Source organism: Dactylosporangium sp. NPDC049140, from assembly GCF_040648435.1.
The window spans coordinates 227213-243591 of record NZ_JBEZDS010000011.1 but is presented as its reverse complement, the minus strand read 5'-3'; the positions used below and the strand labels follow the sequence as shown (position 1 = coordinate 243591).

Sequence of the window (16379 nt, the reverse complement as noted above, 5' to 3'; positions counted from 1 at the left end):
GCTCTTCCAGGCCTGGGATCCCCCACGTTTCAGAACGCGCCCACGCGGTACAGAGGGAGCCGTGAACCAATTCGTGGTGGTGGCCAACCGGCTGCCGGTGGACGCGGGCCCCGGCGGGCTGGTCAGCGCCCTCCAGCCCATCGCCCGCAGCTCCGGCGGGGCCTGGGTGGGCTGGACCGGCAACCCCGGCGAGCGGCCCGAGCCGTTCGAGCACGAGGGCGTGCACATCCAACCGGTCGAGCTCTCCGGCGAGGACGTCGACCACTACTACGAGGGGCAGTCCAACTCGACGATCTGGCCGCTGTTCCACGACGCCGTCGAGCCGCCGGTGCACCGGCGGGCATGGCGGGTGGCCTACGAGGCGGTCAACCGGCGCTTCGCCGAGGCGACCGCGTCCGTCGCCGCCGAGGGGGCGACGGTCTGGGTGCACGACTACCAGCTGCTGCTCGTGCCCGCGATGCTGCGCCGGGACCGGCCCGACCTGCGCATCGGGTTCTTCCTGCACATCCCGTTCCCGCCGGTCGAGCTGTTCATGCAGCTGCCGCGGCGCACCGATTTCGTGCGCGGGCTGCTCGGCGCCGACCTGGTCGGCTTCCAGCAGCCGCTGGCCGCGCAGAACTTCCTGCGCCTCACCACGCAGCTGCTCGGCCTGCACCCCGAGGGTGAGCGGGTGGCGTACGAGGGGCGCACGGTCACCGCCCGGGCGTTTCCGATCTCGATCGACGTGGCCGAGATCGAGAAGCTCGCCGCCGATCCCGAGGTCCAGCGGGACGCCGCCCGGCTGCGCAAGGATCTCGGCGGCGACCGCCGGCTACTACTGCTCGGCGTCGACCGCCTCGACTACACCAAGGGCATCGACCAGCGCATCGAGGCCTACGGCGAGCTGCTCGCCGACGGCACCATCAGCAACGACGAGGCCGTCCTGGTGCAGGTCGCCACCCCGAGCCGGATGCGGGTCGCGCAGTACCAGCAGCTGCGCGAGCGGGTCGAGCGCGAGGTGGGCCGGATCAACGGCGAGTTCGGCGACGTCGGCCGGGCGCCGCTGCACTACCTGTTCCAGTCGCGGACCCGGGCCGAGCTCGTCGCCCTGTATCTCGCCGCCGACATCATGCTCGTCACCCCGCTGCGCGACGGGATGAACCTGGTGGCCAAGGAGTACGTGGCCGCGCGCCGGGACGAGGGCGGCGCGCTCGTGCTCAGCGAGTTCACCGGCGCCGCGAGCGAGCTCGACGACGCCTTCCTCGTCAACCCGTACGACGTCGACGACCTCAAGCGCGGCATCGGCGCGGCGATCGCGACCGGCCCGGAGGAGCTGACCGCCCGGATGCGCCGGATGCGCGAGCGCGTGCGCGCGCACGACGTGGACCGCTGGGCCCGGGACTTCCTCGACGTGCTCGGCTGAGGGAACCGCCGCGCGCCCGGCCCCGTCCTAGGGGCATGCGTAGCGCCGCGGTCCTCGTCACTGCCCTCGCCGTGCTCGCCGGCTGCGCCCGTCCGCCGGGCGCCTCGGTGGCGGCGCCGCCCACCGGCGCGCCCGAGATCCACCCCGCGTGGACGTCGTGCGACCAGGTGGCCGACCCGGGCTGGCCCGACTTCGCGGCGCCGCTCGGCTTCCCGCGCCTGCCCGCCGACTTCGCGCCCACCGCGGTCGTGGTGTGCGCGACCGGCCCGCAGCCACGCGCCGACGGGGGCGAGGATATGGTGCGGCTGGAGAAGCACGGAAGCGATGTCGAAGCCCTCAGCCGGGCGCTGCGCCTGCCGGACCTGCCCCGCACCGCCGAGGCGTGCACCGCCGACCTGCCGGGCGTCGTGTGGTTCGCCGTGCTCGACGCGGCCGGGCGATGGCTGCGGCCGGGCATCGCCGGGGACGCGTGCGGCAAGCTGCGGATCGAGGTCCGGGATGCGGTAGAGCATCTGGCGTTGACGACCGTGCACACGACGGTGCTCGGGGAGACGAAGTCCTCGGCCGCGGCGAGCAGCGGGTGCGAGCAGCGCTGGGCCGACATGGTCGGCGCGGTCACCGCGATGCCGGGCGACGCGCCCGCCGACCGCCCGGCCGACGCGCCGCCGGGCCCGATGCGCCTGTGCCTGTACCGTGTGCCGCCGTCCGAACAGGGCAGCGGCAAGCCGGGCGGCGACTTCGAGCGCGGCGGCCCCCTGCCCGACCAGCGCTGGACGGCGTTGCGCGCCGAACTGCTCACGGCCGGCGCCACGCCCGGGCCGTGCACCACCCACGCGAGCCGGTTCGCCCTGTTCCGGGGCCCCGACGGGCGGGGCGGCGAGGTGTACGCCGAGCTCGACGGCTGTCACCGCCTGCTCTTCGACACCCCGTCGGGCAGCACCCTGCGCCAGGGCACCGCCGAGCTCGCCGCGCACATCGACCAGGCCCTGTGAGCCGGGCCGGGGAGGACCCCGGCCCGGCCTCGGGTCAGGCGACGATGTGCAGCGCCGGGTCGAGGGCGAGCGCGGCGAGCTTCTCGTCGTCGAACGGCAGCACGGTAAGCGACGGGGCGGAGTTGCCGGGCAGGAAGTTGCCGGACTTGGACTGCGCGACGAACACGACGGTGCCGTCCGGGTACTGGTACGCCGACCAGTTGGCGATCCGGTCGTCCCGCTCGCCGCCGGTCGCCACCGCGACGCTCTTGCCGCCGCTCGACACGATCCGGCAGCTGGCCGCCGCCGACCAGAACTTGAGGTCGCACGGGGTCGCGCCGGTGCGCAGGCCCGGCTCGTACACCTCCACGATCAGCTGCCCGGCCGCGTCACCCTTGCGGATCTCGGTGGCGACGAGGTAGCTCCACGCGTCCTTCCCGCCGACCTTGTCCTCGAACTGGGCCTGGACGAGGTTGGTCTCGGCGCTCGCGACCGCCGTGTACCCGGCGGGCAGCAGCTCCGACACGTGCTTCGCCAGCGCCACCGCGGCGTCGGCCTTCTTGCCGGCGCGGGCCGTGCGGTCGCTCTGCGGCGAGCCGTCGGGGCCGGTCGGCCACACCGGCTTGGTCTCGCTGCCGTTCGCGCCGCCCGGCACCCCGGGCGCCACGGTGGGCGTGCCGCTGCCGGGGGGCGCGGCCACGCTCGGCGTGCCGGGGCCGGCCGCCTGCTGGGCGCCCGAGCCGGTGGTCGCCACCACCAGCCCGAGGGCCGTGAAGGCTGCGAGCAGACCCGCCCCGGCGGCCCCGGTGGCGAGCATCCGCACTCGCGCCGCGCGGCGGCCGGCCTGCAGAGCGCCATCCGGCGACATGCTCGGCGGCACGGTGCTGTGGTCGAGGGCGTCGCGCAGCGAGGCCCGGAAGTCCTGTTCGTCCATGATTGTTCGCGCTCTTCCTCAGTCGGTGGTGAACGTCGGGCTCAGCTGGGCGCGCAGGGTCTGCAGTCCCCGCGCGGCCTGGCTCTTCACCGTGCCCGCCGAGCATCCGAGCAGCTCGGCGGTCTCGTCGACGGAGAGGTCCTCCCAGTACCGCAGCACCAGCACGGCGCGCTGCCGTGGCGGTACCGAGGTCAGGGCGGCGAGGACCGCGACCCGCTCCTCGGGCCCGGTGTCCACGACGGCCGGCTCCGGCGGCGTGTCGCTCGTGCGCACGCGCCGCCACCAGCCGAGCCGCCGCTCGTCGAGGTACGTCCGCACCAGCGTGCGGCGCACGTACCCGTCGAGCACCTCGTGCCGCGAGACCCGGTGCCAGGCGAGGTACAGCTTCGTGAACGCCGCCTGGGTGAGGTCCTCGGCCCGGTGCCAGTCCCCGCACAGCAGGAACGCCGTGCCGCGCATCGCGTCCGAACGCGCGGCAAAGTACTCGGCGAACGCTGTGTCCCGATCCGTCATGCGCTACTCACGACCGCGGACCCCCGCCAGGTTGCATGCTCCCGGAAAAATCTCCGCCCGACAGGATGACCAGCTGCCGGGTGGCGCGGGTCATCGCCACGTACCGGTCGACCGCGCCCTCCACACCTTCGCTCACGAGCACCACCAGGTCGAACTCGAGGCCCTTCGCCAGCTGCGGCGTCAGCGACCGCACCCGCGCGGTCGCCGGGAACGACGGATCGCCGATGACGCACGCGACGCCCTCGGCGTGCTCGGCCAGCCACGTATCCACGATGGTGCGCAGCACAGTCGTGGGGCCGTGCACCACCGGGGCGCCGTGGCGGATCGACGTGGGCACGTTCGCGTCGGGCAGGGCGGCCCGGATGACCGGCTCGGCCTCGGCCATGATCTCGGCCGGTGTGCGGTAGTTGACGGTCAGCGCGGCCAGCTCGATCCGGTCCAGGCCGACCCGCTCGAGCCGCTCCCGCCACGACTCGGCGAACCCCTGCCGGGCCTGGGCGCGGTCGCCGACGATGGTGAAGCTGCGCGACGGGCAGCGCAGCAGCAGCATCTGCCACTCGGCGTCGGTCAGCTCCTGCGCCTCGTCGACCACGATGTGCGCGAACGGGCCGGCCAGCGCGTCCGGCTCCACCCGTGTCAGCGCCGCGGTGTCGACGAGGGCGTCGTGGAAGTCCTCGACGCGCAGCATCGAGACCAGCCCGGCACCGTACTCGTCGTCGGCGACGGCCGCGATGTCGTCCACGACCCGGTGCATCCGCTCGCGCTCGGCGGCGGCCTCGGCGACCTGGCGGTGCCGGCGCCGCACCGCCTCCGGGTCGCCCAGGCGCTGCCGGGCCGCGTCGAGCAGCGGCAGGTCCGGCACCGTCCACGCCGACGGGTCCGATCGCTGCAGCCGGTGTACCTCCTCGCCGCTCAGCCACGGCGCGCATTTGCGCAGATACGCCGGTACCGTGAACAGGTCCCCCACCAGGTCGGACGCCTCGAGCAGGGGCCACGCGCGGCCGAACGCCGCCGCCAGCTCCCGGTTGCGCCGCAGCTCCCGCGGGTCCACGTCGTGCCGGTCGGCCAGGATCTCCACCAGCTCCGCCCAGACCGGGTCGCGCGCCTCGTTGTGCGCGACGCCGGGCTCGGCCGCCGCGAACGCCTCGGCCCAGACCTCGGGGGTGAGGCGCAGGTCGGCGTCCTCGGCCGGCACGAGCGTCGTCGTCGTGGGCGGCCGCTCGTAGAAGCGCACCGCCGCCTCGATCGCCGCCACCATCCGGGCCGAGGACTTGAGCCGGGCCACCTCCGGGTCCGGCTCGGCCGCGGCCGCGGCGCCCTCGGCGACCAGGTCGCGCAGCGTGCACGTCCGCACGCCCTCCTCGCCGAGGCTCGGCAGCACGTCGGAGACGTAGGCGAGGTACGGCTGGTGCGGCCCGACGAAGAGCACGCCGCCGTGGCGGTGGCCCAGCCGCGGGTCGGAGTGCAGAAGGTACGCGGTGCGGTGCAGCGCGACGACGGTCTTGCCCGTGCCCGGCCCGCCGTCGACGACGAGCGCCCCGGCCGAGCCGGCCCGGATGATGGCGTCCTGGTCGGCCTGGATGGTGCCGAGCACGTCGCGCATGCGGGCCGAGCGGTCGCCGGCGAGGCTGGCGATGAACGCCGACTGGTCGTCGAGGGCGGCGTGGCCCTCGAAGCCGTCCTCGGTGAACACCTCGTCCCAGTAGTCGGTGATCCGGCCGCGGGTCCAGCGGTAGCGGCGGCGACTGGCCAGGCCACTCGGGTTGGCGTGGGTCGCGCCGAAGAACGGCTCCGCGGCCGGGGAGCGCCAGTCGAGCAGCAGCCGGCGCCCGTCGGCGCCGGTGAGGCCGAGACGCCCGACGTACACCGGCTCGGACCCGTCCGCGCCGACCATCCGGCCCAGGCACAGGTCGAGGCGGTAGCGGCGCAGCGTGCGCAGGCGGGCGGTGAGGCGGTACACCTCCTGGTCGCGGTCCATGGCCGCCTGCCCGATCCCGGCGGGCGCCCGGCGCTCCTCGTCGAGGCGCGCGGACAGCTCGGCGGTCACCTGCTCCAGGCGCGCCGCGATGGCCGCGAAATGTTTTTCGTCCCCGGCGATGAGGCCCGGGTCGTCTTTCGCAAGGTTTTCGGAAAGGTCGAAAACACCGGCGGTCACTGATGGCATGTGCGCGGTCCCCCCACGAATTGGTGCAAGGCCGACGATTCTGCGCCGCCACCGGGGTCTTGCCGCAAGCCCCCACCTGCGGTATACGTTGTGAGTGGAGGAGCGCAGGGCGCTCCTCTTTTGCATGCGCTCGCTGTTCCACGCGAAGGCACGGGCTGGGACGCCCTCAGGGGTGCCGCCTGGCTTCACCGCCGGCCCGTCACCACCAACGGCGGCGTCGCGGGCACCCGCTGCCCGAGCGGGGGCGCCGTGGCAGGCGTTCGTGAGCAACGACCCGACCGGCGACCGGAGCACCCCGCCCTGGACGTGACCGGCCTCCGGCCGGCGGGCGCGTCACGCCCGCCAGCCGACGCTCTGGGCCCAGTCGTCGGCGCGGCGGACGATGTCCCAGACGAACGCCCCCTTCGCCGCCACGTAGCCCGCCCGGTCGTCGCGGAACCGTTGCGCGCACGCGCGCTTGACCGCCGCGTACTCGCTCGCGGCGTCCGGGTGCACGCGCAGGAAGTCGCGGAAGAGCAGCGGGAACTGCTGCGAGAAGCTGCCCGCCGCCCGGACGTGGATGTGCGTGCGGCGACGGCCGGGCGGCTCGCGGAAGTACCGCTTGGTGCGCTCGGGATTGTCGGCGCGGTAGCGGTACCCGAGAAGCTCGATCGGCTCCCGGAACGGGTCGACGGGCTCGAGCGCGACCACCGAGACCTGCACGTCGATCACGGGCTTGGCGGCGAGCCCGGGCACCGCGGTGGACCCGATGTGGTCGATCCGCACCGCAACGCCGCCGAGTGCGTGCCGCAGCGCCGCCCCGATCTGCGCGAACTCGTCCGCCCACTCGGCGCGGTACTCGACAATCTCGATCGGCTCGCCCACGCCCGCCATGATCCCACGCGGTCGGGGGATTGCATTCCGTCATTGACTGCCGAAGGGTGAGGCGTTCACCGTCTTCGACTAGGAGTGGCGCCGGCGCGATGAGCGAGACGCACCAGGAGATCACTGCCTCCGACCGGGCCCGCCAGACCGTGCTCGGCAAGGGCGTCCAGCTGGTCGTCCACAACTACAACGAACCCGACGCCCCGCCCTCCGAGCCGCCGCCGGCCCGTGAGCGCCCCGTGTCGAACCTGCCCGCCCAGAACCACGGTTTCGTCGGCCGGGAGGACGCGCTCGGCCGGATGCGCGAGCTGCTCACCACCGGCGGGCGGGTCGTCACCCGCGCGAAGGCGCGCATGGGCGGTGTGGGCAAGACGCAGCTGGCGGTCGAGTACGGGCACCGGTTCGCGGACGAGTACGACGTCGTGTGGCTCATCCCGGCCGAGCAGGGCGAGCTCATCGGCACCTTCCTGGCCCAGGCCGCGCTGGCCGCCGGCCTCATCGGCCCGGACGCGGCGACGTCGGCAGCCGTCGAGGCGACCCACCGCGCCATGCGCGGCGACCAGCGCTGGCTGCTGATCTTCGACAACGCGGAGGCCCCGCAGGCCCTGGAGACGTGGCTCCCGGCCCGCGGCGGCCACGTGATCATCACCTCGCGCGCCCTGGGCTGGGACGAGCTGGCCGCGCCGGTCGACGTCGGCTTCTTCGAACGCTCCGAGTCCACCACCCTGCTGCGGCGGCGCATCGACTCGCTGCGCGAGGAGGACGCCGACCGCCTGGCCGACCGGCTCGGCGACCTGCCCCTGGCGGTGGCCTCGGCGGCGACCTTCATGTCCGACACGGGCATGCCCGTCGACGAGTACCTGCGGCTGCTCGGCACCCACACGAGCCAGCTCCTGGACAGCGGCCACTCCGCGCGCTACTCGACCCCGCTGGCCGCCTCGATCAACCTGGCCGCGGACCGTCTGACCGCCCACAGCGAGGCGGCGGCCCAGCTGCTGAACCTGTGCGCGGTCCTGGGCCCGGAGCCCATCCCGACGTCACTGTTCACCACCGCCGCGACGACGCTGCCACCCCCGCTGCGCGACGCCGCCGGCAACGCGATCGAGTTCTACCAGCTGGTGAAGGCCATCGGCGACCACGGCCTGGCGACCACCGGCAACCAGGGCGTTCAGCTGCACCGCCTGATCCAGGCGATCCTGCGCAACCGCATGGACGACGCGCAGCTCGACGTCCTGCCGGCCCAGGCGGCGGCGCTGCTGGTGGAGGCGACACCGCGGGACGCCGACTCGCCCGACGCCTGGCCGACCTGGGCGACGCTGGCCCCGCACATCATCGCGGCGGACCCGGCCACCACCGGGAACCGCGACCTGCGGACGGTGGGCACGACCCTGGTGCTCTACCTCCTGCGCCGGGCCGAGACCCGTGCCGCGCTGCAGCTCGCCGACCACTTGAGAACGAGCTGGCACGAGCGTTTCGGACCCGACAACGTCCACACCCTGCAGGCGATCACCGAGTACGCCCATGCCCGGCACGCGCTGGGCGAGATCCACGAGGCCCACCCGATCATCGAGGACACGCTGACCCGGCGCCGGCGGCTCCTGGGGGACGAGCACCCCGACACGCTGCGCTCGGCCCAGGACTTCGCCGTCAGTCTCCAGGCCCTCGGGGACTACGCCGCCGCCCGCGACCTGGACCGGGACACCCTGAGCCGCCGCCGCGTCCTGCTGGGCGACGACCACCGCGACACCCTGCACTCGGCCCAGAACCTCGCCCTCAACCTCCAGAACCTGGGCGACGACGCCGCCGCCCGCGACCTGAACCAGGACACCCTCGGCCGGCGCCGCCGGCTGCTGGGCGACGACCACCCCGACACCCTGCGCTCCGCCGGCGCCCTCGCCTACAACCTGCACGCCCTGGGCGAGGTCACCGCCGCGCGCGACCTGCATCGAGACACGCTGAACCGCCGCCGCCGAATCCTGGGCGACGACCACCCCGACACCCTGGACTCCACGCACGGTCTGGCCACCGCCCTGTTCAGCACCGGCAACAGCTTCGCGGCGCGAACGGCCATGGAGGACGTCTGCTCCCGCGCCCGGAGCGTTCTGGGCCCGGACCATCCCCGCACGCGGCTGTTCACCGAGGACCGCATCGCCATGATCAGGGCGATGGGCGGGTCCGTGCCGGCGCAGCGGAAGAAGCCCAAGAAGGGCAGGAAGAAGTAGCGCTCGCCGGCCCGTCCTCCGGCTCGACGGTTGTGTTAAACTGCAAACGTCGTTCGCAGTTTGGCCCGGGAGGAGAGAGGCATGGAGCAGCGGATTGCGGCGCCCGACGGGGCGGACATCGTCGTGCACAGCGTCGGCAGCGGGCCCGGCATCGTCGTGGTGCACGGGGGCGGGGTCACCATCGGGATCTACCGGCGGCTCGCGAACCAGCTCGCCGACCGGTTCGCCGTGCACCTCTACAACCGGCGCGGGCGCGAGGACGCCGGGCCCCGCCGCGAGCCCTATACGTTCGAACAGGACATCGACGACCTCGGGGCCGTGCTCGCGCACACCGGCGCGGGCAACGTCATCGGGCACAGCTCCGGCGGGTTCATCGCGCTCCAGGCGGCGCTCCGGCTGCCGATCGAGCGGCTCGCGCTGTACGATGCCGCCGTCGGGGTCGAGGGGATCTTCCCGGGCGGGTGGCTCGACGACGCGCGGGCGGCGGCCGCGGCCGGGGACATCCCGCGCGCGATGGCGCTCACCAGCGCCGGGATCAACACCCACTCCGCGGCCGCCCGGCTGCCGCTCGCGGTGCAGATCGCGATGTGCCGGGTGTTCCTGCGCACGCCGATCGGCCGGATGATGGGCGGGCTCCTCGCCTCGACGCTCGACGAGTCGCACCAGATCCGGCTCGCCGAGGGGCCCGCCGAGCTCTGGGCCGGCGTCCGGGCCCGGGTGCTGCTCGCGTACGGGGCCGCCGGGCCACAGTACTACGCGCCGCTCAACGCGGCCCTCGCCGCGGCGATCCCGGACGCGCGCGTGCTGCCCATCCCCCGCAGCGGGCACGACGGGCTCAACCGGGCGCCCGGCCGGGTCGTCGAGCCGATCGCCGCCTTCTTCGGCGAAGGCGCCGGTGACGTCGGTGGAGTCAGTGGATCCACGGAAGATCCGGAGGCATCTCGTACGTCACGCTGACGTCGAAGCCGCCGTCCCCCTGCACGGTGAAGATCAGCCCGAACCGGGACGGGCTGCCCTCGGCCATCATCACGGCGCGCAGCGCGAGGAGGGTGTCGCTGAGCTCCTCGGTCCACGGGTCGGCGAACGCCACCCACCCGCTGCTGTCCAGGGGGCCCGTCGCGGAGTGGAACTCCATGCGTGTGCCGGTGTAGTGGTCGTCGACCTCGGCGAGCAGCACCGACCGCACGGCATCGGGCGGGGTCACCTTGCGCACGATGCCGACAATGGTGTCCATACAGGACGTGGCATCGACCATGGTCACAGCATACGGGCCATCGCCGCAGGCCGGCGCGGCGGTCAGCCCGCGAGGGCCGGGTTCGCCGCCAGCAGCGGGCGGCCGTCGGCGAGCACCGTGCGGGCGGCCAGGGCGCGGACCAGGGCCCGCCCGCCGCTCACCGAACCCTCCTCGTCGTTGCCGACCGCGGCCGGGGGCAGCCGCAGGACGACGAGGCGCCCGCCGCCGGTGTCGGTGGCGTCGACGTCGAGCCCGTCGACGTCGACCCGGGCGGCGGAGTCGCGGAGCCAAGTGGCGAGGGAGAACACCGGCAGGCCCCGCCGCCACCGGTTCCAGTCCTGGCGCACGTGCACGATGTCGATCCAGGCGTAGTCGGCCTCCCACACGCGGCCGAGCTCGGCGACGAGCGCGGCCAGCTCGGGCAGCCGCTCCTCCAGCGCCGGGTTCATCAGCGGCTTGGTCCCCACCTGCAGCTCCGCGCGCGTGCCGGGCCGCCCCGGGCCGGGGTCGCGCCACGTCACCCACAGGCGTCCGCGGCCGAGGCTGAGCGCCTCGACGCCGGTGTTGCCGCCCGCCTCGAGCTCCTGGCGCAGGGCTTCGGCGGTGTCGTCATCCGCGTCGGTACCGATGGGAAGCCGATCGCCGCCGGGGCTCATCCGCACGGTGTCGGCCTCACCCGGGAACGCGGCGGACAGCGCGCGCATGGTCGTGATCAGGCGGCCGGACCCCTCGGCCGCCGTGAGTAAGCGGGACGGCCCGTCGGTCCAGATCTCCCAGCGGTACATTGCGCCCTCCGAAGGTCCTCGTGCCCAGTCGTCGCACGGCGGTGCGTCACCAGCGCCTCCGAACGGCCCGTGCCCCATACCCAGCGCGCCGCAGTCACACGCGCCGGTGCTGGGCCGCGTTCGGCCGACAAATGTGCATGTACCGGACGCATCGTTCGAACCCGTACGACAAGCCCGTTGCGCACATGCCGAAATGCACCGCTCGTTCCGGTACGACGCGTTCGCCCCCCGGCGTCGTTCGTTCCCGTACGATCCGGCAACTTACACGCATCCCCGACGGACCCGTCGACCGCCTCGTGTCTGCACTCGACACGGGCGTGATGCTATCGGAACCGGCCCTCTCCCCGTCGTCCCGATTACGAACTGTAGTGAGCCAGCGCCGCCAGGACCGCCTCGGCGTGCGCCTTCAGGACCGGGTCGCCCAGTGCGGCCGTAGCGCGGCCGAGCGGCGTCACGCCGGTGTGGTCGGGGACGCCCGCGCGGGCGCCGTGCCCGATGAGCCACCGGATCTGCTCGAGTGGCTGTCCAAGGTGGACGGTGGGGCGGTCAGGGCCCGGTGCACGGTGTCGTCCAGGGCCGTCTGGCCGTTGATCGCCGGGCGCTCGTTCAGCGCCGCCGCGAAGGCGACCGGCGGCATGTGCGCGGCGATCGCGCGCAGGCACGCGAAGTGGTTCAGCACGGCGGCGCGGATGACCGCGTCCACGGCCATCGGGTGGCGCTCCGGCCGGTCCGGGTCGGCGCCGCGGGCCAGCAGCTCGCCGACCACGCGCAGCCGGGCCGCCGCCGGCGCCGCGTCGGGGTCGGTGCCGGTCACCGCGGCGATGATCGGGGTCTGGCCGAGCGGGCCGCCCTGTCGGTTGAGCCTCGGCGACACCGCGGTGCGCCGGACGCTGCTCGCGCTCGCCTCGGCCGTCATCGCCACCAACCTGTTCCTGGTGGTCGAGATGAACTTCCCGTACTACGACGCCTACCGGGCGGTGGTCGCCGCGCTGTCCTGAGCGTGGCGGTGCAGGTTGCGCATCGCCAGGATCGACGAGCGCACCTCCTGCAGCAGCTCGGTGGTGCTCAGCGGCCGGCCCCAGTCCGCCATCGCGGCGTCGTCGAAGCCGATGGTTTCGATGCCGCAGCCGTACCGCGAGCCGAGCAGCCGGATCGCGTCGCAGTGCTGATGGCGCACGTAGGGCGCGTTGGTCACCAGCAGCACGCGATCCGTCTTCGCCGGCGTCCGCACGATCTCGGCCCAGCCGGTGAGCGTGTCGGCGGTGTTGGCACGCAGCGGCGGCCGGGTCGACGGCGCGGCGAGCACGTGGATGTCGCCGTCCCACTCGCGGTGCCACTCGTTCACGGCCCGGGCCTCGCCCAGGTGCAGGAACTTCCGGAACGCCGCGGCCATCATGTCGGCCTCGGTGTCGACCGGCCCGAGCCCGAGCCGCGCGCCCTCGCGGAACTCGCGGTCGTCGCGCCACCGCTGGCTGCCGAGCCCGGTGAGGGTGGTCGTGGCGAGCCCGTCCGCGAGCAGGCGGGCGGTGTAGTCGGTGCGGCCGAGCGCGACCCGGATGCCGCCGCCGAGCACGAGCACGTGGTCGTAGCGCCGGTGCGCGGGCGCGGGCGGCCCACCCATCCCGAGCGCGTGCATGAGCTCGCGGATCCGCCGGTCCCGGTCCGACTCGAAGTCGATCCGTTCGGTGTCGAAGCGCTCCTTGACGCCGCCGCGGTAGTCCCAGACCGCGCAGAACCCGGCCAGCGCGTCCAGGTCGGCGCTCGGCGTCCCCCCGAACTCGGCGACCAGCTCGGCCAGCGCAGGCGCGGCGGCCCACGCCTCGACGGACGCGGCCACCTCGCGCGGGTCTTGGCCGCCGGGCTCACAGGGCGGCAGAACTAAGGGCTCCATGGTCCCCGCAGCCTACACAGCACGGCTATTGTGGCCCGCGTGCCGGACGAACTCGCGTGGACCGGGCACGGCGACCCGGCTGGACCCCCGGTGGTGTTCCTGCACGGCACCCCGGGCTCCGCGGACGACCACCCACCCGCGTCCGGCGCGCGCCTGATCCGCGTCGAGCGGCCCGGGTACCGCGGCTCGGCCCCGTCCCGCCGCCCGACCCTGCTCGGCGTCGCCGACGGCATCGCCGCCCTGATGGACTCGCTGGGCATCGAGCGCTTCGGCGTGCTCGGCTTCTCCGGCGGCGCCCCCTACGCGGCGGCCTGCGGCGCCCGCTTCCCGCACCGCCTCACGGGCGTGGTGACGGCGAGCTTCACCGGCCCCGACCGCGAGCTGCACACCGTGCACGGCGCGGAACGCCGGCAGGCCTGGGCGCTGCGGCACGTGCCCGGCCGCGGCCGCCGGTTCGTGACCCGCGCCGCCGCCGGCTTCGGCCCGGACGCGTCCGGCGTGGCCGGCGACTGGCTCGCCACCGACATCCGCCCGTGGGGCTTCCGCCTGCGCGAGGTTACCTGCCGCACGCTGATCTGGGCCGGCGCCGACGACCCGGGCCGGGCGGCCCCGGACGCCCCGCTGATCGCCGCGCGCCTGCCCGCCGCCGAGGTCGACATCGCCGCCGCCGGCCACACGCCGGGGCCCGCGCACTGGGCGTCGATGCTGGCCTGGCTGAGCAGCGGACCAACGTTTTCTTAACGGCCGGCGGATAGCGTCCGGCCGGCCGGTGCGCCCGGGGGTCCCGCCCGGGCGCGCCGCGCGGCCCGTGCGGCTACCGGCCGAGGCCGGCGTCGCGGGCGCGGACGATGGCCTCGGCCCGGTCGGCGACGCGCAGCTTGGCGAAGATGCTCGACACGTTGTTGCGCACCGTCTTCTCGCTCAGCGCGAGCCGCTGCGCGATGGCCGGGTTGGACAGGCCGCCGGCGATCAGCTCCAGGATGTCGTGCTCCCGCGCCGACAGGGCCGGGAAGGCCGGGGCCGCCGAGCGCTGGCCGCCCTGGAAGAACGCCGCCATCCGGGCCGCCACGGCCGCGCCGAAGATGACCTCGCCGGCCGCCACGGCGGTGACCGCGCGCAGGATCTGCTCCTCGTCGGCGCCCTTGAGGATGTACCCGCGCGCGCCGGCCCGCATCGCGGCGAAGACGGACGTGTCGTCCTCCAGCATGGTGAGCATGAGCACCGCGGTCTGCGGCCGCGCGGCCAGGATCCGGCGGGTGGCGTCGATGCCGCTGACCTCGGGCATACGGATGTCCATGAGCACCACGTCCGGCTCGGCCGCGGCGCACACCTCGACCGCCTGGCGCCCGTCGGCCGCCTCGCCCGCGTAGGTCAGGCCCGGGCTCTCCTCGACGAGGATCCGCAGCCCGTTGCGGAACACGGGATGGTCGTCGGCGACCACGACACGGATGCTCATGAGGGCTCCAGCGGCAGACAGGCCCGCACGACCGTGCCGTGCGGACCGGCGGCGGTGACGGTGCAGTCGCCGCCGAGCTCGGCGGCCCGTTCGCGCATCGAGGCGATGCCCACCCCGGCGCGGTACCCGTCCGGCAGGCCCACGCCCTCGTCGGCCACCTCCACGGTCAGCGCGCCGTCCAGGGTGATGCGCACGCTCGCCCGCCCGGCGCCGGCGTGCCGGGCCACGTTCGTCATCGCCTCCAGCGCGATGCGGTACGCCGCCACCTCGACCGCGGCCGGCAGCGCGAGCGCGCCCGGCGGCCCCGCCACGTCGAAGTCCCCTAGGCCCAGACCCTGCTCGCGCAGCGCGCCGACCAGGCCGAGCTCGTCGAGCGCGGGGGGCCGTAGCCCGTACACCAGCCGCCGCACCTCGCCCACGGCCAGCTGCACCTGCTCGGTCAGCGCGTCGAGCCGGTCGGCCACCGCGGCCGGGTCGGTGGCGATGTCGCGCCGGGCCCGCCGCAGCCCCAGCACGACGCCGGCCAGTCCCGGGCCGAGACCGTCGTGCAGGTCGCGGCGGATGCGGCGGCGCTCCTCCTCCGTCGCGCTCACCAGGCGCTCCCGCGAGCGGCGCAGGTCCCGGGTCAGCGACACGGCGTGCCCGGCCGCGGCGACCTGGCCCGCGAGGCCGGCCAGCAGCCGCGCCTCGGCCGGCGTGAAGGGCTGGTCCGGCTCGCGGCGGCCCGCGCGCAGCGCTCCGATCGTCTCGCCCGCGAACGTCAGCGGGTACTCGTCGCAGACCGTCGGCGTGCCGCTGTCCACCCGCGCCGGGCCGAGGTCGATCGCCACGTACGGCAGCCGCAGTGCCTCGCGGACCGTCCGGGCCACCCCGGGCAGCACCTCGTCGGCGGCGGCCGCGTCCTCGAGCCGGTGGCCGAGCCGGACCAGCGCCGCGTACGGGTCGTCGCGGTCGCCGTAGCTGATCCGGTTGGCCAGCCGCTGCAGCGCCTCCCGCAGCGGCAGCGCGGCGAGCAGCGTCGCCACCGCCGCGACCGGCCCGCTGAGCACCGGCGCGCCGAGCGCCCGGGCCCCGGCGGCCACGGCCAGGTAGACGGCGAGCACGGCCAGGCTGAGCCCCGTGTACACCAGCGCGCGGTTGACGACCTTGCGCACGTCGTACAACCCGTGGCGCCGGATCGCCAGCCAGGCCGTGACCGCCAGCACCACCAGCCCGGACAGCTCGGCGCCGAGCGCGTCGTTGCTGTCGCCGGTCGCCACGACCGCCACGCCGCAGGCCCACCAGGAGGCCGCGATCAGCCAGGCCGCCGGGGTCAGCAGGCGCAGCGCCGGCGTGCGCGGCCGACGTTGTACCGCCCACGCGTTCAGGGTCGCCAGCGGCGGGACGAGCACGATGCTCGCGCCCAGCGCGTCGGCGACGGCACCGGCCGGGCCGGGCAGCGCGGTGGGGTTGGCCCGCTGCGGGTGGTCGAGCAGGTGCGGCGCGAACAGCTCGTTGAGCAGCTGCGCGGCCAGCACCGCCAGGGCCAGCCAGAGCACCGGCCGCCAGCGTCGCGACGGCAACCGCCCGTCGGGGAACAGCAGCACGCCCAGCACCGGTACCAGGGTCAGGGCGGGGGTCCAGGGCCAGCCGTCGAGCCAGCCGGCCAGCGGGGTGTACCGGGCGTGCGAGTACACGAAGGCGCCGACGGCCAGCGGCACGCTCACCCCGCAGGCGAGCAGGGTCCAGCCGACCGGGTTGCCGGGCTCGCCGCGCACCACCGCCGCCCCGACCAGGGGCACCGACAGGAACAGCAGCACCAGTGCGGCCAGTCCCAGCCCGGCCGGGTCGCGCCGGTAGCCCACCGCGAGCACCGTCGCCACCACCGTCAGCGCGGCGGCGACGGCGACGGCGGTGCGGGCCACGGCGGCGGCGTTCGGTCGCGTCATCTTCCCTTCGATTCT

General features: G+C 74.8%; 16 protein-coding genes. 6 read left to right on the top strand and 10 right to left on the bottom strand.

From position 1 onward, the window contains the following. Nucleotides 1-61: 61 nt before the first annotated feature. Both AB0B76_RS20850 and AB0B76_RS20845 read left to right on the top strand, forming a co-directional pair. Entirely contained in the window at nucleotides 62-1402 is a 1341-nt protein-coding gene (locus AB0B76_RS20850) for a trehalose-6-phosphate synthase (RefSeq protein ID WP_360377410.1), read from the top strand. 35 nt (nucleotides 1403-1437) lie between these two features. Further along, nucleotides 1438-2394, top strand: coding sequence for a hypothetical protein (locus AB0B76_RS20845; RefSeq protein WP_360377408.1), 957 nt, complete (start codon nucleotides 1438-1440; stop codon nucleotides 2392-2394). A 34-nt stretch (nucleotides 2395-2428) separates the two neighbouring features. Here the strand turns inward: AB0B76_RS20845 and AB0B76_RS20840 are convergent, their stop codons facing one another. The 4 genes from AB0B76_RS20840 to AB0B76_RS20825 form a co-directional block, all read right to left on the bottom strand. After that, nucleotides 2429-3307, bottom strand: a complete 879-nt coding sequence (locus tag AB0B76_RS20840) for a hypothetical protein (protein WP_360377406.1) — start codon at nucleotides 3305-3307, stop codon at nucleotides 2429-2431. An 18-nt stretch (nucleotides 3308-3325) separates the two neighbouring features. Beyond that, nucleotides 3326-3820, bottom strand: a complete 495-nt coding sequence (locus tag AB0B76_RS20835; RefSeq protein ID WP_360377403.1) for a SigE family RNA polymerase sigma factor — start codon at nucleotides 3818-3820, stop codon at nucleotides 3326-3328. 7 nt (nucleotides 3821-3827) lie between these two features. Then, nucleotides 3828-5984: an RNA polymerase recycling motor ATPase HelR gene (helR, locus tag AB0B76_RS20830; protein ID WP_360377400.1), complete on the bottom strand. Its 2157-nt coding sequence runs from the start codon at nucleotides 5982-5984 to the stop codon at nucleotides 3828-3830. 333 nt (nucleotides 5985-6317) lie between these two features. Continuing rightward, nucleotides 6318-6857: a GrpB family protein gene (locus tag AB0B76_RS20825; protein ID WP_360377398.1), complete on the bottom strand. Its 540-nt coding sequence runs from the start codon at nucleotides 6855-6857 to the stop codon at nucleotides 6318-6320. Between the two features lie 89 nt (nucleotides 6858-6946). On the opposite strand from AB0B76_RS20825, the gene fxsT reads away from it, so the two are divergent. Together fxsT and AB0B76_RS20815 are read left to right on the top strand one after the other, a co-directional pair. Beyond that, nucleotides 6947-9070: an FxSxx-COOH system tetratricopeptide repeat protein gene (gene fxsT / locus AB0B76_RS20820; protein ID WP_360377395.1), complete on the top strand. Its 2124-nt coding sequence runs from the start codon at nucleotides 6947-6949 to the stop codon at nucleotides 9068-9070. Nucleotides 9071-9151: 81 nt separating this feature from the next. Further along, nucleotides 9152-10027 (top strand): alpha/beta hydrolase, encoded by an 876-nt coding sequence (locus AB0B76_RS20815; protein ID WP_360377393.1) that lies wholly within the window; start codon nucleotides 9152-9154, stop codon nucleotides 10025-10027. Here AB0B76_RS20815 and AB0B76_RS20810 read toward each other — a convergent pair. The 3 genes from AB0B76_RS20810 to AB0B76_RS20800 all read right to left on the bottom strand — a co-directional run bounded on the left by AB0B76_RS20810 (nucleotide 9981) and on the right by AB0B76_RS20800 (nucleotide 11903). Continuing rightward, entirely contained in the window at nucleotides 9981-10325 is a 345-nt protein-coding gene (locus tag AB0B76_RS20810; RefSeq protein ID WP_360377389.1) for a hypothetical protein, read from the bottom strand. The two genes, AB0B76_RS20815 and AB0B76_RS20810, sit on opposite strands and share 47 nt — an antisense overlap. 41 nt (nucleotides 10326-10366) lie before the next feature. After that, nucleotides 10367-11089 (bottom strand): hypothetical protein, encoded by a 723-nt coding sequence (locus tag AB0B76_RS20805; protein ID WP_360377386.1) that lies wholly within the window; start codon nucleotides 11087-11089, stop codon nucleotides 10367-10369. 451 nt (nucleotides 11090-11540) lie between these two features. Beyond that, complete coding sequence (locus AB0B76_RS20800; RefSeq protein WP_360377383.1) at nucleotides 11541-11903, bottom strand: hypothetical protein; 363 nt, start codon at nucleotides 11901-11903, stop codon at nucleotides 11541-11543. On the opposite strand from AB0B76_RS20800, the gene AB0B76_RS20795 reads away from it, so the two are divergent. Beyond that, a complete protein-coding gene (locus AB0B76_RS20795; RefSeq protein WP_360377380.1) occupies nucleotides 11893-12087 on the top strand; it encodes a hypothetical protein in 195 nt (64 codons plus the stop codon). The genes AB0B76_RS20800 and AB0B76_RS20795 overlap by 11 nt on opposite strands. Here AB0B76_RS20795 and AB0B76_RS20790 read toward each other — a convergent pair. Continuing rightward, nucleotides 12057-12980, bottom strand: a complete 924-nt coding sequence (locus AB0B76_RS20790) for a hypothetical protein (protein ID WP_360377378.1) — start codon at nucleotides 12978-12980, stop codon at nucleotides 12057-12059. The two genes, AB0B76_RS20795 and AB0B76_RS20790, sit on opposite strands and share 31 nt — an antisense overlap. Nucleotides 12981-13019: 39 nt before the next feature. Here AB0B76_RS20790 and AB0B76_RS20785 point away from each other — a divergent pair, with 39 nt between their 5' ends. Beyond that, nucleotides 13020-13721, top strand: a complete 702-nt coding sequence (locus AB0B76_RS20785) for an alpha/beta hydrolase (protein WP_360377375.1) — start codon at nucleotides 13020-13022, stop codon at nucleotides 13719-13721. Between the two features lie 73 nt (nucleotides 13722-13794). Here the strand turns inward: AB0B76_RS20785 and AB0B76_RS20780 are convergent, their stop codons facing one another. Next, on the bottom strand, nucleotides 13795-14436 hold the full coding sequence (locus tag AB0B76_RS20780) for a response regulator transcription factor (protein ID WP_360377372.1): 642 nt from the start codon (nucleotides 14434-14436) through the stop codon (nucleotides 13795-13797). Further along, nucleotides 14433-16364 carry a histidine kinase gene (locus AB0B76_RS20775; RefSeq protein ID WP_360377370.1) on the bottom strand — a complete coding sequence of 644 codons (1932 nt, stop codon included), beginning with the start codon at nucleotides 16362-16364 and terminating at the stop codon, nucleotides 14433-14435. Before AB0B76_RS20775 ends, AB0B76_RS20780 begins: the two co-directional genes overlap by 4 nt. Nucleotides 16365-16379 lie beyond the last annotated feature (15 nt).